Below are 12,968 nucleotides of genomic sequence, written 5' to 3'. Positions count from 1 at the left end.
CCCCGCTCGACCGGTGCGACTACCAGCGGCGACGCCACGCGCCCTGAACAGCGCCTTCGCGGAACGCGCCGTTCCGTCGCGCCCGGCCGCGCGCCTACCGTCCCCTGCGCCCACGAGTGTGAGGGGGACCCATGAGGACCTGTCGGAGCGCCGTCGTCGGCGCCGCCGCCGTGGCGCTGCTGGCCGCCCAGGCCGGCGTGGCCGGTGCGCAGGAGGGCGGGATCGAGACCGTGGCGGGCGGGCTGGAGGGGCCCCGCGCGGTGGCCGACCACGGGGCCGGGCGCCTGCTCGTCGCGGAGTCCGGCACCGGCGAGGTGTCGTCGGTCGACACGGAGACCGGCGCGGTCGAGGCCGTGGTGACCGGGCTGGTCAACCCGCAGGGCGTGGCCGAGCGGCGCGACCGCATCTACATCGCGGTGGGGGAGCCCGGCCCGCCCGAGGTCGGGGTGCCGCCGCCGGCCGAGCCCCCGCCGGTGGGGCAGGGCGGCCCGGGACTGGTGATCACCGACACCGACGGCACGATCGTGAGCACCGTGGACACGCTGGCCTACGAGCTGGAGCACAACCCCGACGGCCAGACGCAGTACGTCGACGGCGCGCCGGTGGACTCGCTGTCCAACCCGTTCGCCGTGCTCGCCCAGCGCGGGCGGGTGCTGGTCGCCGACGCCGGGGCCAACGACGTCCTGTCGGTGGACCGGGAGACCGGCGAGGTCAGCACGTTCTTCGTGCCGCCGGTGGTGACCGACGTCCCGGCTTGCGAGAACGCGGCGAACAACCCCGGCACGGTGGGCTGCGACCCCGTCCCCACCGGTCTGGCGCGCGGCCCGGACGGGCGCGTCTACGTGAGCACACTGGGCGGCGAGGCGGCCGGTGCGGCGCGGGTGTACGTGCTCGACTCCGACGGGGACGTCGTCGACGTGCTGGAGGACTTCACGTCCGCGGCGGGTGTGGCCGTCGACCGCGACGGCAACGTCTACGTCGCCGAGCTGCTCGAGGGCATGCCCGCGGGGATGCCGGGACCGGGCTTCGACCCTGCGACGGTCGGCCGGGTGGTCCGCGTCGACACCGACGGCGAGCGCACCTACTCCCAGGTGACGATGCCGAGCGGGCTGCTGGTCGAGGACGGCACCCTCTACGCCTCGGCGTGGAGCGTCGCCGGCTTCGTCGGCCTGGCCGGACGCGGTGAGGTCGTCCGCGTGGGCGACGACAGCTTCGAGGCCGCCGGGTAGCCGGCCGGCGGCCCTACTGCGGCGGGCTCGTCAGGGCGGCGCGGAGGAAGCCGCTCACCGCACCCAGGCCGGCGGGGCTGTCGAAGGCGGGGTCCTCGTGGTTGGCCCCGCCGAGCAGGTGGAACGACGTCGGCACCCCGGCCGCGCGCAGCGCCGACACCAGCCGGCGGCTGTGCGTGGCCGGCACCAGGCCGTCGGAGTCCCCGTGGACGACGAGGAACGGCGGGGCGCCGGCCCGCACGTGGGTCAGCGGGCTGGCGGCCCGGGCGAGCTCCGGGTCGTCGGAGGTGTTCCGCAGCCCCAGCAGCCGGGCCTCGAAGGACGGCTCCAGGGGTGGCCCGGTGACGAACGGCGGCAGCGGCCCCTCCGGGACGTCGGTCGCGCGCGCGAGCAGGTCGGTGGTGGCGAACCAGGTCACCGCCGCCTGCACCGAGCTGTCGCCGAGCTCGGCGTCCCGGGCGTCGGCGCACAGCGCGGCGAGCGCAGCCAGGTGCCCGCCGGCGGAGGCTCCCCACGCGCCGACGCGGGTCGCGTCGACCCCGAACCGGGCGCCCTCGGCCCGCAGCCACCGCACGGCCCCACGGACGTCGTCCAGCGGGGCCGGGAAGGTGGCCTGCCCGCTGAGCCGGTACTGGACCGCGGCGACCGCCACCCCGGCCGCGGCCACCGGCTGCAGCCGCTCGGCGGCCCGGTCCGTGCGCGACCCGCGCAGCCAGCCGCCGCCGTGCAGGTAGACCACGACCGGCGCCGGCTCCGGAGTGGCCGGGACGTACAGGTCCAGGTGCAGCGGGACGCCGCCGGGCCGCGCGTAGACGAGGTCGCGGGTGACGGACACGGCGGTCGTGGACATGGCGCTCCCGGGAGGAGGGGACGGGGTCCGGCCAGTCTGCCGGGTCCGCCGGTGGCTCCGGGGGCGGGGCCGGAGCATCGGAGGCAGACGCCTGGGGCCATGCGGAGCCGGGGCGTCGAGGGCACCGGGCCGCACACGGGCCTCGTCCTGAAGGCGGCCTGTGGGCCACCGGCGGGAAGACGTCGCGATGATGAGCGGCGTGGCCCGCAGATGGCATCCTCCGGACGACGACTTCGCCCCGATCAACATGTCGTGGCTGGCGGTCGACGAGTGGCTTGCGGGCCTGCCCTTCGACACGACGGCCCTCGCCCGGGACATCACCTGGTCCCCGGTGTTCACCGAGCAGGGCTTCCGTCCGGGTCGGGCCGGGTTGGCTCGGGAGTGGCGGTGGGGCGGGTGGGTCTCCTGGCTCGGCGGGCCGGCGCTGCTGCCGCTGGACGAGTGGCCGCGCCGACCGGACGGCAGGCCGCTGGCGCACGTGGCCTCGGTGTCGCTGTACGAGGCCTGGGCCGCGGCCGAGGAGGAAGGCAAGGCGGCCTGGCCAGAGCCTCGCGAGGGACTACCCACCGAGGGCTACCTGGAGGTGTTCCACGACCTGGTCGACACCTACGGCTGGGAGGCGACCGACGGGGACGCGGGTGGCTGGCTGGTGCGCTGGGTGCCCGAGCCGCAGCGGCCGGGTCTCGCCGAACCGCCCGCCGACCTCGACACGCCGACGGACGCCTGCCAGGCGGGGATGCTGCTCCCCGGCTGGAGCAGTCGACCGTCGGGGGACTTCCTCACCGATCGCGGGCAGAACCGGGCCGCGGCGCACGTCGCCGAGGAGTTCCAGCGGGCCTGGACGTACCAGCGGACTCAGTCACGTGAGGCACCGCCCACGACGGTGACCCATGTCTACGGGTACAGCCAGAACTCGACCGCGCCGGCTCTGCGGATCCTGCGCGAGGTGCTGCCCGTCCAGGAGGGCGACGGCTACCGGCTCGTGCTGGACATCGAGTCGTGGACCCACCTTAGCGGCTGGTTCGGAGACGCCGCCGCCCTGGAGGTGTGGATGCGGGACAGCGACCTGGTCGCGCGACGCTTCGACCGAGCGTGGTGCATCACCCGCACCGACTGAAGGCGGAGATCTGAGTGGGCGGCTCTGGGACACCGGCCGGCTCGCCGTGAGGGCGGCTTCAGGGTCGCCGTCTGGGACCTCACGGGCCAGGGCGGCGGTCCATGGCCTGTGCCCTCACACGACAGCGTGCGGGCGTCCGGCTGGCGGGTCCTCCCCGACGAGGCCGTCCACCGACTCGCGGATGAGGTCCGCATGGCCGACGTGCCGTGCGTACTCCTCGATCAGGTCGATCAGGAGACGACGCAGGCTGGCCACCTCACCGTCCGGCCACCCCGAGCCCATGCGATCCAAGCCGCCGTCCTCCAGCGCCTCCGCGACCGCAGCCCGCGAGCGGACCACCGCGTCCTGCCACAGGGCGTGCAACTCCTCAGGGGTGTCCTCCGGCAGTGCGCCAGATCCAGTCGGGGTCCGCGTCCCAGTCGACCGTCTCCCACGGGACCCCCGGGCTGCGGCCGAGCAACTTGGTGGAGAAGGTCAGTGCCTCCACGAAGGCCAGGTGCTTCAACAACCCGCCCAGAGTCATCGCCGACGCGCCGACAGTCCTCCGCATGCCCGCGGTGTCCAGGCCTCCGGTCTTCCACGCGAAGGTGGCGCGCTGGCGTTCCAGAGAACCAAGCAGTGTCGTGGTCTCGTCGCCAGCGAGCGGGGGTCCTGACCACGTCTGCACGTCCGCCGGATCGGTCACGAAGCGGAGGCTAGTCGGCCCGGCCGAGTTCCGAGACACACGGACCCGTCTGGGTCGGGGCCCAGCCATGCTCCGCTCTGCGACTGGTCATCTGGCATCGCATGTGTCCCTGGGTGGGCCGCTCAGGGACACCGGGCCGGCTGGCCGCGAAGCGGCCCCAGGGCGCGGTTGCCTCCGAGGCCGCAGTCGGTCGCGCGGCTCGTTCCAGCCGTTACGGTCGGGCCGTGTCGCAGGGAGAGCGTGCACCGCTCGATCCGTCGACGGCCGCTGTCCTCGACGAGATCAAGCCCTACGTCGTAGCGGTGGGAGCGGTCTCGCTGTTCGGCACGCCCGCAGAAGTCGCTGTCCCGATCGTGCGTCGCCTGCGCGGCCGGTCGGGGGTGTCGGCCGGCCCGGGCTTGATGAACCTGGGCAACGGGCTCGTCGCCTTGGGGATCGCCCACTACTTCCGCCGGCGACCAGCGCAGTGGCGGCGATGGAGGCGCGAGCGCATCCCGCGTCGGGCCGCGATCGCGGGCCTCCTCTACCTGACGCTGTCCCCGGCGGCGGCTGGATGGAAGCGCGGCGTGGTCTTCCCTGGACGGTCTCCGCTCTGGGGAGGGTTCGTCTCGCCCATCGGGCTCCTCCAGATCTCCCTTGCGGTCGTGGCCCTCCACCGCGCGCGGAGGGCGCGGTCCGCTGGCCGCAGAAAGGATGCGCAGGACGACTCCGGCGCGGACCACGGAGCCGGTAGTCCGTAGGGGCCCGATCTCGGACGGTTCGGCGTAGGCCCACCCCCCTGGCGCCGAGGCCCGGGGCTGACGACGTTCCCGCGGGAACGTCGTCAAGCGACCGGCCTTGCTCCGCGTTCCCGCGGGGACGGCTGCCACCCGTTCAGGTGTCTGACGGCGGCTTGCGGCAGTGATCTCGGGAGACCATGGCCGGCGTGACCCGGCCCCAGGCGTCCGTCGACCGGCCCACGCTCCTGCTCGGCGTGGCGGGCACCATCGGCGCGGTCACCGTGCTGGCTCAGGGCGAGTGGCTCTGGGCGGCCGTCGTCCTCGTGGGGTCGATGGTCGCCGAACTGCTCCTGGTCCTGGCGCGACGCCGGCGGAGGCGACACCCCGCGAGCCCTGAGCGATCCGTGTCGCCGTAGGGGGACGCCGGCACCAGCCGCGGCGCGCGTGGTCGCCCGACGAGACCTAGGCTCCGCCGGGTGCCGGCCAAGCCGCTGCCCGACGTGGTGGCCGACGACCTCGACGTCCTGTTCTGCGGCATCAACCCCTCGCTGGTGTCGGCGGCGCGCGGGCACCACTTCGCCCGTCCCGGCAACCGGTTCTGGCCGGCGCTGCACCTGGCGGGGCTGACGCCGCGGCGGCTGAGGCCGGAGGAGGACGGCGAGCTGCTCCGCTACGGGCTGGGCGTGACCAACCTGGTCGACCGGCCCTCCCGTGCCGCCGCCGAGCTGACTCCCGAGGAGCTGCGGGAGGGCGCGGTGGCGCTGGCCGAGCTCGTGTCCCGGCACCGGCCGCGGGTGCTCGCCGTCCTGGGCATCACCGCGTGGCGGCAGGCGTTCGGCCGGCCGCGGGCGGTCGCCGGTCGCCAGGAGGAGCGGCTCGGGGGAGCGGTGACGTGGGTGGTGCCGAACCCGAGCGGGCTCAACGCCCACCACCAGCTGCCCGACCTCGCGCGCATCTACCGGCAGCTGCGGCCGCCGGCCTGAGCGGCGTCAGCAGCGGGTGGCCAGCGAGCGCAGCTCGTGCGCGGACTCCGTCGTCGGGGCGGTGCCGAGCGCGCGGGCGAAGGCGCGCTCCTCGCGCAGGCGGGCCCGGGTCCGGCGGTGTGCGGAGAGCCGGGTGAGCAGTCGGGACATGACGTCCACCTCCTGAGTCTGCGAAGTGAACTCTGCTCCGCTCGAAGAGGTTCGTCAAGTGAACTCAGCTGGGTACGCTGAGACCGTGAGCGAAGCCGTGTGGGACCGGTCCCGGTGCTCGGTCGCCGGCACACTGGCCGTCGTCGGGGAGAAGTGGAGCCTGCTGGTGCTGCGCGAGGCGTTCCTCGGCGTGCGCCGGTTCGCCGACTTCCAGCGGGTGCTCGGCGCCCCGCGGGCGGTGCTCACCGACCGGCTGGCCACGCTGGTGGCCCAGGGCGTGCTGCACCGGGTGCCGTACCAGGCCGAGGGGGAGCGGCAGCGCCACGAGTACCGGCTGACCCAGAAGGGCGTCGACCTCTACCCGACGCTGGTCGCGCTGATGGAGTGGGGCGACCGGTACCTCGCCGAGGACGGCGAGACCCCGCTGGAGCTGCGGCACCGCGACTGCGGCGAGCCGGTGCACCTGGCCCTGGTCTGCGAGGCCGGGCACGAGCTGGCCGGTGCCCGCGAGGTGCGGCCCGTGCCGCGGGTGCCGGCCGGCTGACCGTTCCCGCGGGCGGAAGCCGGCGTGACGCCGGTCACCGCCCGCTGCCAGGGTCGAGGGCATGCCGGCCTCTGGGGACCCTCGCCGTCTCGCCTCGCTGTCGCTCCCGAACACGACCGTCGACTCGGTGGTCGACCACCCGGGCGACGCGACGACGCCCGCGTCCTGCCGCGTGCAGCTGACCGTCACGCACCCGCCGGCCGGTGACCGCGTGACCGTCTGGGTGCACCTGCCCGCCGAGGCCTGGAACGGGCGGTTCCAGGGCGTCGGCGGGGGCGGTTTCCTCGGCGGCTCGCCGGAGTTCCTGCTGGACCCGCTGCGGGCCGGCTACGCGTGCGCCGCGACCGACGCCGGGCACGCCGACGGCACCGCGTCCTTCGCCCTCGACGCCCGCGGGCGGCTGGACTGGCAGGCGATCCGGGACTTCGGCCACCTCGGCATCCACGACATGACGGTCGCGGCCAAGGCCGTCGTCACCGCCTACTACGGCGAGGCGCCGGCGTACTCGTACTTCAACGGCTGCTCGACCGGCGGCCGGCAGGGGCTGATGGAGGCCCAGCGGTACCCGGGTGACTACGACGGCGTCCTCTCGGGCGCGCCCGCCATCAACTGGCCGCGGATGCAGGTCGGCCAGATCTGGGGCCAGCTGGTGATGCTGGAGTCGGGCACCTTCGTGTCGGCGGCCAAGTTCGCCGCCGCGCTGGACGCGATCGTCGAGCAGTGCGACCCCGTCGGCGACGGCGTCCGTGACCGCGTGGTGGGGGACCCGCTGGCCGCCCGTCCGGACCTCGACGCGCTCGTCGGGCTGCCCACCCCGGACGGCGAGCTGACCGCCGCCGAGGTGGAGGTCATCCGGCGGATCGGCGAGGGCCCGCGCCGCCGGGACGGTGGGTTCCTCTGGTACGGGCTGGCGCCGGGCGCCCCGTTCGCCGGGCTGCACGACACCGCGGTCGTCGACGGCGAGCTCGTCGGGCAGCCGTTCGTCTTCGACCTGTGGTGGATCGGCCTGTTCCTCGAGCAGGACCCGGCCTGGGACTGGCGCACGCTCACGCACGACGCGTTCGAGGCCTACTTCGACCGGTCGGTGGAGATGTACTCCGCCGTCCTCGCCGCCGACGACCCCGACCTGTCGGCGTTCGCCGACCGCGGCGGCAAGGCCCTGCTGTGGCACGGCGCGGCCGACTTCGGCATCCCGTTCCAGGGCACCGTCGACTACCACGAGCGGGTCCGGGCGCGGATGGGTGACGAGCGCACCGACGAGTTCCTCCGGCTCTTCCTCGCCCCCGGCGTGGGGCACTGCGGCGGCGGGGCCGGGCCGCAGCCGACCGGGCAGTTCGAGGCGCTGGTCGCGTGGGTCGAGCAGGGCACCGCCCCGGAGGAGATCCGCGCCGTCCGGACGGCGGAGGACGGCGAGGTCACCCAGACCCGCCCGGTCTACGCCTACCCCGGGGTGGCCCGCTGGACCGGCGAGGGTGACCCGGACGACGCGGCCAGCTTCACCCGCGCCGAGGGCACCCGACTGGTCCTGCCGCCCGGCCGCTGACGAACTCCCTTGCCCCGGCCGCGGTCACTGGTCGACGCTGGTCGGGGCGAGGGGAGGCCGCGATGGCCGTCGAGTCCGTGACCTGCTGCATCGCCGGTGGCGGCCCGGCGGGGATGGTGCTCGGCCTGCTGCTGGCCCGGCAGGGGGTCGACGTCGTCGTGCTGGAGAAGCACGGCGACTTCCTGCGCGACTTCCGCGGTGACACCGTCCACCCCTCGACGCTGCGGCTGCTCGACGAGCTGGGCCTGGCCGACGAGTTCCTGCGGCTACCCCACCAGGAGGTCACCCGGCTCGGGGTGACCACCGACGACGGCACGTTCGTCCTCGCCGACTTCGGCCGGCTGCCCGGTCGGTTCCCCTTCGTGGCCTTCGTGCCGCAGTGGGACCTGCTGGACTTCCTCGCCGACCGCGCGCGGGAGCTGCCGTCCTTCGGCCTGCGCATGGACGCCGAGGTGGTCGGCCTGCTGGTCGAGGACGGCGCGGTGCGCGGCGTCCGGTACCGGACCCCGGACGGGGCGGAGCACGAGGTCCGCGCGACGCTGACCGTGGCCGCCGACGGCCGGCACTCGACCGTGCGCGCGGCCGCCGGCCTGCGGCTGCGCGAGTTCGGCGCACCCATGGACGTGCTGTGGACCCGGCTGCCGAAGCTCCCCGGCGACGGGGGCCCGCAGTTCGGCGGGGCCGGCCGGGTCACCCGCGGCCGGCTGCTGATCCTCCTGGACCGCGGGGACTACTGGCAGTCGGCGTACCTCGTGCCCAAGGGCGGCTACGCCCGGCTGCAGGCGGCCGGGTTCGAGTCGTTCCGCGCCGACCTCGCGCGCCTGCTGCCGGCGATGCCCGCCGCGGTGGCCGCGCTGGGCGGGTGGGACGACGTCCGGGTGCTCACCGTGCGGGTGGACCGGCTGCGGCGCTGGCACCGGCCCGGGCTGCTGATCGTCGGGGACGCCGCGCACGCGATGTCCCCGATCGGCGGCGTCGGCATCAACCTCGCCGTCCAGGACGCCGCCGCGGCGGCCCGCCTGCTGGCCGGCCCCCTGCGCAGCGGCGCGGTCCGGCCGCGGGACCTCGCCCGGGTGCGGCGGCGGCGGCTGCTCCCGACCGTCGTCACCCAGTTCCTGCAGCGGCAGATCCAGACCCGCTTCCTGAGCCGGGTGCTGGCCGGCGACCGTGCGGTCGGCACGCCCCGCGTGCTGCGGGTGCTCGCCCGCCACCCGGTGCTGCAGGGCCTGCCGGCCCGCGTCATCGGGATCGGCGTGCTGCCCGAGCACGCCCCCGCGGCGGCCCGGGGCCGGTCCGCGGTGGCGCGCGCGGCGAACGGCTGAACGCCCGGTGCGCCGCACGGTCACCGGCCTGCTGGCCTGGTTCGCCGTCTTCGGCCTCACCGTCGGCGCGTGGCAGGCGCTCGCCCCGGCGTCCTTCTTCCGCGACTTCCCCGGCTTCGGGCGGCACTGGGTCGACGTGGACGGCCCGTACAACGAGCACCTGCTGCGCGACGTCGGGCAGGGCAACCTCGCCGTGGGCGTCGTGGCGCTGGTGGCCCTGCTGACCGGCGGTGTCTGGCTGGCCCGGGCCACCGGTCTGGCCGCCGTCGTGGCCTACCTGCCGCACCAGCTGTACCACCAGCAGCACGTGCACGTGCTCGAGTCGACCAGCGACGAGGTTCTGCAGACGGTCACGCTGAGCCTGGTGTCGCTGGCCGCGGTGGCGCTCGCCGTCCTGGCGTTCCGGCTGCCGGTCCGACCGGGGACCGGTGACCGCGGCCCCTGACGACCCTGCTCAGACCGGCGGCGGCTGCTCCGGTGGGGGCGCCGTGGGGTCGGTGGGGCCCGGCTGCGGCACCGGGGCGGGGCCGGGCGGGGACACGGGGTCCATCGGCGACGGTGACGGCGAGGGTGGCTGCGGCGCCGGGGGCGGTGGCATCGTCATCACCCGACGCTAGACCCGGGACGCCCAGAGCGGAGCCGCGTCGTGGATCCCTCGGTACTGCTGGCCGATGCGGCCGAGAACCTCTACCCCGCGCGCATGCAGATGGCCCTGTCGCTGGGCTGGCACATCGTCTTCGCCTGCTTCGGGGTCGCGTTCCCGCTGATCACCGTCGTCGCCGAGTGGCTGGGGCACCGGCGCGGGGACGCCGTCCTGAGCGGCCTGGCCCGGACGTGGGCGAAGGCGATGGGCGTGCTGTTCGCCGCCGGCGCGGTGTCGGGCACCCTGCTGTCGTTCGAGATGGGCATCCTGTGGCCGGGTCTGATGGACCGGTTCGGCGAGGTCTACGGGTTCCCGTTCGTGCTGGAGGGGTTCGCCTTCTTCATCGAGGCGATCTTCGTGGGCGTCTACCTGTTCGGCTGGGACCGGCTGCCGCCCCGGGCGCACATGGCGAGCGCACTCCCGATGGTCGTCTCGGGCATGGCCGGGGCGTTCTTCGTCGTCGCCGCCAACGCGTGGATGAACAACCCGACCGGGTTCCGGCTCGACGACGCGGGCCGGGTGGTCGACGCGCGGCCGTGGGCGGCCATGTTCGGGCCGTCCACCTGGCCCCAGGTGGTGCACATGCTGCTGGCCGCCTACATGGTCACCGGCTTCACCGTCGCGTCGGTCTACGCCGTCGGCATGCTGCGCGGCCGGCGCGACGCCCGGCACCGCGCCGGGCTCCTGCTCCCGCTGGCGTTCGCGGCCGTGGCCGCGCCCGTGCAAGTGGTCGTGGGGGACTGGATCGCCCAGACCGTCGCCGAGAACCAGCCGGCCAAGCTGGCCGCGATGGAGGGGCTGGTCGAGACCACCGCCGGGGCGCCCCTGTCCATCGGCGGCGTCTTCGTCGACGGCGAGATGCGCTACGCGGTGGAGATCCCCAACGGGCTGTCGCTGCTCATCCACCACGACCCGGACGGCGTGGTGACCGGCCTGGCGGAGTTCCCGCCCGACCAGCGGCCCCCGGTCAACGTGGTCCACCTGGCCTTCGACGTGATGGTCGGCCTCGGCACGGCGCTGCTGCTGCTGGCCCTGTGGTTCGGCCTCGTGTGGTGGCGGCGCCGGCGCCTGCCCGGCACCCCGTGGTTCCTCCGCGCGGTGGCGGTCTCCGGCGTCGCCGCGATCGTCGCCATGGAGGCCGGCTGGGTCACCACCGAGGTGGGCCGCCAGCCGTGGACGGTGTACGGCATCCTGCGCACCGCCGACGCCGTCAGCCCGGCGCCCGGCCTCTACCTCGGCTTCTACGCCGTGGTCGTCGTCTACGTGCTGCTCACCGCGTTCACCGTCGTGGTGCTGCGCCGCCTGGCACGCAGCTCCGCCACCCCGGCCCCGCAGGAGCGCGACGCCCCGCCGCCGGACCGGGACGCCGGCGAGATGGCGGTGCGATGACGCTGGCCGACGCGGTGCTCAGCGTCATGTTCGTCGGCCTGATCGCCTACGGGATCTTCGGTGGTGCGGACTTCGGGGCCGGCATCTGGGACCTGCTGGCCGGCGGCACCCGGCGCGGCGGCCCGCAGCGGGGCCTGATCGAGCGCTCGATCGCCCCGATCTGGGAGGCCAACCACGTCTGGCTGATCTTCGTGCTCGTCGTCCTGTGGACGGCGTTCCCCGGGGCGTTCGCCGCGGTGGTGACCACCCTCTACATCCCGCTGACCCTCGCCGCGTTCGGGATGATCGCCCGCGGCGCGGCGTTCGCCTTCCGCAAGAGCGTGAGCACCCTCGGCCTGCGCCGCTTCCTCGGGGCGTGCTTCGCGCTGTCGTCGCTGGCCACGCCGTACTTCCTCGGGGCGGTCGTGGGCGGGGTGGCCTCCGGGCGGGTGCCGCCGGGCATCGCGGCCGGCGACGTCCTCACCAGCTGGGTGAACCCGACGTCCGCGCTCGGCGGCGTGCTGGCGGTGCTGGTCTGCGCCTACCTGGCGGCGGTCTTCCTCTGCGCGGACGCCCGGCGCGAGGGGGCCGACGAGCTGGCCTCGCAGTTCCGGACCCGCGCCCTGGGTACGGCCGCCGTGACCGGCGCGGCCGGCATCGCGGGGCTGTTCGTGCTGCGGGCCGACGCGCCGCTGCTGTTCGAGGGGCTGACCGGCCGGGCCCTGCCGGTGGTGGCGCTGTCGGTCGCCGCGGGGCTGGCCGCGCTGGGCCTGCTCGCCACCCGGCGGTACGTGCCGGCCCGGGCGGCGTCGGCGCTGGCGGTCACCGCGATCCTCGTCGGCTGGGCCGTGGCCCAGTACCCGTACGTGCTCGTCCCCGACCTGACCATCGAGGAGGCCGCCGGCGGGCGGGCCACCCTCGTCGCGGTGCTGGTGGCGCTCCTGGGCGGCTCGCTGCTCCTGCTCCCGGCGCTGGTGTACCTCTACGTCCTCTTCCAGCGCGCGCCACCGCAGGGCGCGGCGGCACCCGCGGCGGGGCGCCCGGCCGAGGCGCCGCCCGGCTGAGGCGGGCGGCCCGGCGCGGGGGTCGGGACCGCCGCGCCGGGCCGGGTGTCAGATGCCCTGGACGGAGTCGGCCTGGGGGCCGCGCTGGCCGGGGCTGGCCTCGTACTGCACCCGCTGGCCCTCGTCGAGGCTGCGGTAACCGCCCTGGTCGGCGATCGCGGAGAAGTGCACGAAGACGTCGGGGCCGCCGTCGTCGGGCTCGATGAACCCGAAGCCCTTCTCGGCGTTGAACCACTTGACCGTGCCGGTGCTGCTGCCTCCGCCACCGCCGCCACGGGGAGCCCCGCCGCCGCGCGGGCCGGAGTCGCGGTAGCCCGAGTCGCGGTACCCGGAGTCGCGGTACCCGGTGTCGCGGCCGCGCCCGCCGCCGCTCCCGCCCTCGGGGCGGACGTCCTCGGCCTGCGGGCCGCGCTGCCCCTGGGTCGCCTCGTACTCGACCCGCTGGCCCTCGTCGAGGCTGCGGTAGCCCCCGGTGTCGGCGATCGCGGAGAAGTGCACGAAGACGTCGGCGCTGCCGTCGTCGGGGGTGATGAAGCCGAAGCCCTTCTCGGCGTTGAACCACGACACCGTGCCGGTGCTGCGGCCCCCGCCCCGGGACGACGGCCGGCCGCGGTCCCGGCCGCCGTCGCGGTCACGGCTGCCCTCCCGGTCGCGGCCGCGGGACCCGCCGCGGCCGGCCCGCGCCCCACCGCCCCGGCGGACCCCTTCCGCCGGCGGGGCCCGCTGCCCCAGGCTTGTCTCGCAATAGAAC

The 12,968-nt window shown here is 75.4% G+C and carries 16 protein-coding genes; 11 read left to right on the top strand and 5 right to left on the bottom strand.

Annotated features, from left to right (window positions below; genetic code table 11):
• The first annotated feature begins 131 nt into the window (after nt 1–131).
• Complete coding sequence (locus tag ACI784_RS06290; protein ID WP_456923392.1) at nt 132–1,229, top strand: ScyD/ScyE family protein; 1,098 nt, start codon at nt 132–134, stop codon at nt 1,227–1,229.
• 13 nt (nt 1,230–1,242) lie between these two features.
• Here ACI784_RS06290 and ACI784_RS06285 read toward each other — a convergent pair whose 3' ends face one another.
• A complete protein-coding gene (locus ACI784_RS06285) occupies nt 1,243–2,079 on the bottom strand; it encodes an alpha/beta hydrolase fold domain-containing protein (protein WP_456923391.1) in 837 nt (278 codons plus the stop codon).
• 199 nt (nt 2,080–2,278) lie between these two features.
• On the opposite strand from ACI784_RS06285, the gene ACI784_RS06280 reads away from it, so the two are divergent.
• Nucleotides 2,279–3,196 carry a YwqG family protein gene (locus tag ACI784_RS06280; RefSeq protein WP_456923390.1) on the top strand — a complete coding sequence of 306 codons (918 nt, stop codon included), beginning with the start codon at nt 2,279–2,281 and terminating at the stop codon, nt 3,194–3,196.
• Nucleotides 3,197–3,310: 114 nt separating this feature from the next.
• On the opposite strand, the gene ACI784_RS06275 is transcribed toward ACI784_RS06280, so the two are convergent.
• Both ACI784_RS06275 and ACI784_RS06270 read right to left on the bottom strand, forming a co-directional pair.
• Nucleotides 3,311–3,559 carry a mycothiol transferase gene (locus ACI784_RS06275; protein ID WP_457012847.1) on the bottom strand — a complete coding sequence of 83 codons (249 nt, stop codon included), beginning with the start codon at nt 3,557–3,559 and terminating at the stop codon, nt 3,311–3,313.
• Between the two features lie 4 nt (nt 3,560–3,563).
• On the bottom strand, nt 3,564–3,881 hold the full coding sequence (locus tag ACI784_RS06270) for a mycothiol transferase (protein ID WP_457012846.1): 318 nt from the start codon (nt 3,879–3,881) through the stop codon (nt 3,564–3,566).
• Nucleotides 3,882–4,105: 224 nt separating this feature from the next.
• Between ACI784_RS06270 and ACI784_RS06265 the strand changes: the two genes are divergently transcribed.
• The 3 genes from ACI784_RS06265 (at nt 4,106) to mug (ending at nt 5,583) form a co-directional block, all read left to right on the top strand.
• Nucleotides 4,106–4,621 carry a hypothetical protein gene (locus tag ACI784_RS06265; RefSeq protein WP_457012845.1) on the top strand — a complete coding sequence of 172 codons (516 nt, stop codon included), beginning with the start codon at nt 4,106–4,108 and terminating at the stop codon, nt 4,619–4,621.
• A 185-nt stretch (nt 4,622–4,806) separates the two neighbouring features.
• Complete coding sequence (locus ACI784_RS06260) at nt 4,807–5,016, top strand: hypothetical protein (RefSeq protein ID WP_456923386.1); 210 nt, start codon at nt 4,807–4,809, stop codon at nt 5,014–5,016.
• 60 nt (nt 5,017–5,076) lie between these two features.
• Nucleotides 5,077–5,583 (top strand): G/U mismatch-specific DNA glycosylase, encoded by a 507-nt coding sequence (mug, locus tag ACI784_RS06255; RefSeq protein WP_457012844.1) that lies wholly within the window; start codon nt 5,077–5,079, stop codon nt 5,581–5,583.
• 6 nt (nt 5,584–5,589) lie between these two features.
• Here the strand turns inward: mug and ACI784_RS06250 are convergent, their stop codons facing one another.
• The gene (locus tag ACI784_RS06250) at nt 5,590–5,733 is read right to left on the bottom strand and encodes a hypothetical protein (protein WP_456923383.1); all 144 of its coding nucleotides are present in this window, start codon (nt 5,731–5,733) and stop codon (nt 5,590–5,592) included.
• An 85-nt stretch (nt 5,734–5,818) separates the two neighbouring features.
• Here ACI784_RS06250 and ACI784_RS06245 point away from each other — a divergent pair, with 85 nt between their 5' ends.
• From ACI784_RS06245 to ACI784_RS06220, 6 genes are all read left to right on the top strand, one after another.
• Entirely contained in the window at nt 5,819–6,277 is a 459-nt protein-coding gene (locus tag ACI784_RS06245; RefSeq protein WP_456923382.1) for a winged helix-turn-helix transcriptional regulator, read from the top strand.
• A 61-nt stretch (nt 6,278–6,338) separates the two neighbouring features.
• Nucleotides 6,339–7,820: a tannase/feruloyl esterase family alpha/beta hydrolase gene (locus ACI784_RS06240; RefSeq protein ID WP_457012843.1), complete on the top strand. Its 1,482-nt coding sequence runs from the start codon at nt 6,339–6,341 to the stop codon at nt 7,818–7,820.
• A gap of 62 nt (nt 7,821–7,882) precedes the next feature.
• Nucleotides 7,883–9,142 carry an FAD-dependent oxidoreductase gene (locus tag ACI784_RS06235; RefSeq protein ID WP_456923379.1) on the top strand — a complete coding sequence of 420 codons (1,260 nt, stop codon included), beginning with the start codon at nt 7,883–7,885 and terminating at the stop codon, nt 9,140–9,142.
• Nucleotides 9,143–9,149: 7 nt separating this feature from the next.
• The gene (locus ACI784_RS06230; RefSeq protein WP_456923378.1) at nt 9,150–9,587 is read left to right on the top strand and encodes a hypothetical protein; all 438 of its coding nucleotides are present in this window, start codon (nt 9,150–9,152) and stop codon (nt 9,585–9,587) included.
• 201 nt (nt 9,588–9,788) lie between these two features.
• A complete protein-coding gene (locus ACI784_RS06225) occupies nt 9,789–11,174 on the top strand; it encodes a cytochrome ubiquinol oxidase subunit I (protein ID WP_457012842.1) in 1,386 nt (461 codons plus the stop codon).
• Nucleotides 11,171–12,217, top strand: coding sequence for a cytochrome d ubiquinol oxidase subunit II (locus tag ACI784_RS06220; RefSeq protein ID WP_457012841.1), 1,047 nt, complete (start codon nt 11,171–11,173; stop codon nt 12,215–12,217). Before ACI784_RS06225 ends, ACI784_RS06220 begins: the two co-directional genes overlap by 4 nt.
• A 48-nt stretch (nt 12,218–12,265) precedes the next feature.
• Here the strand turns inward: ACI784_RS06220 and ACI784_RS06215 are convergent.
• Nucleotides 12,266–12,968, bottom strand: a 703-nt coding sequence (locus ACI784_RS06215; RefSeq protein ID WP_457012840.1) for a cold-shock protein, incomplete at its 5' end; no start/stop codon positions are given.

The organism is Geodermatophilus sp. SYSU D01186 (assembly GCF_054050215.1).
Note: the sequence above shows the minus strand (reverse complement) of the source record. Positions and strands in the feature narration are given on the sequence as shown.